Below are 1183 nucleotides of genomic sequence, written 5' to 3' on the forward strand. Positions count from 1 at the left end.
CGGTCCTTTGCATAGCGTGCATCGAAAGCCCGCTATCGTGAGGCATTAGGCACAGTGTGCAGATCAATTGAGCTGCGAGATTCACTTGCAGATGGCGTCGAGTTCTTGCGGTAGGCGCAATTGATCCAGCGTTAGCGAGAGACCTTGGTTCGTGTCCAAAATGGCGGTTCATGTCATTCTATGTCATTTATTGTCATGATTACAATGATTTACCGTTCGTGATATCGTGCACCCAAGGACGGTTCTATCCCAAGGCGGGGGTCATGACGAAGCGCAAGACAGCAAATACGGATGCAAGGGCTGGGGCAGGGGCCCGATCTATCGACCAGCGTGGCGTGGCCGATCTGATCCCCTATGCCAACAACGCGCGCACGCACAGCGAGGCGCAGGTGGCGCTGATCGCGGGCTCGATCCGGGAGTTCGGGTTCAATAACCCGGTGCTGGTGGATGGATTGAACGGCATCATTGCCGGGCACGGTCGCGTGCTGGCGGCACGCAAGCTGGGTCTGGACGTGGTGCCGGTGATCGAACTGGCCCATCTCACGGAAGCGCAGAAGCGCGCCTATATTCTCGCCGACAACCGCCTGGCCGAGCAGGCGGGCTGGGACCGCGACCTGCTGGCGCTGGAACTGGGCGAGCTGTCGGGGATCGGGGTGGCCCTTGAGGGGCTGGGCTTCGCGGCCGGTGAGCTCGACGAGCTGCTCGCGCTCGACAAGGCAGACCCGAGAGAGGAAGCCACGCCGGCGCCGCCCGCGCATCCGGTGTCGCGTCCGGGTGATCTGTGGTGCCTCGGCCCCCACCGGCTGCTCTGCGGCGATGCGACGTCGGCGGCCGACGTGGCCCGTCTGTTGGGGGATGTGCGCCCGCATCTGATGGTGACGGATCCGCCTTATGGCGTGATGTACGATCCGGACTGGCGTAATCGGGCAGGGGCCTCGGAGACCAAGCGCACCGGCAAGGTCCTCAACGACGATCGCGCGGACTGGCGCGCCGCCTGGGCGCTCTTTCCCGGTGACGTGGCCTATGTGTGGCATGGTGCATTGCACGCCACCACGGTCGCCGAGAGCCTTGTCGCCAGCGGGTTTGATATCCGCAGCCAGATCATCTGGGCCAAGGATCGGCACGTCTTGTCGCGCGGGCATTACCACTGGCAGCATGAACCGGCATGGTACGCGGTCCGGGC

1 protein-coding gene is annotated in these 1183 nt (G+C 63.6%); it reads left to right on the forward strand.

Annotated features, from left to right (window positions below):
• Positions 1-263 precede the first annotated feature (263 nt).
• On the forward strand, positions 264-1183 hold a 920-nt coding region (locus ROS217_RS00015; RefSeq protein WP_050766358.1), incomplete at its 3' end, for a ParB N-terminal domain-containing protein.

The sequence above is a fragment of the Roseovarius sp. 217 genome (genome assembly GCF_000152845.1).
Taxonomy (GTDB): Bacteria; Pseudomonadota; Alphaproteobacteria; order Rhodobacterales; family Rhodobacteraceae; genus Roseovarius.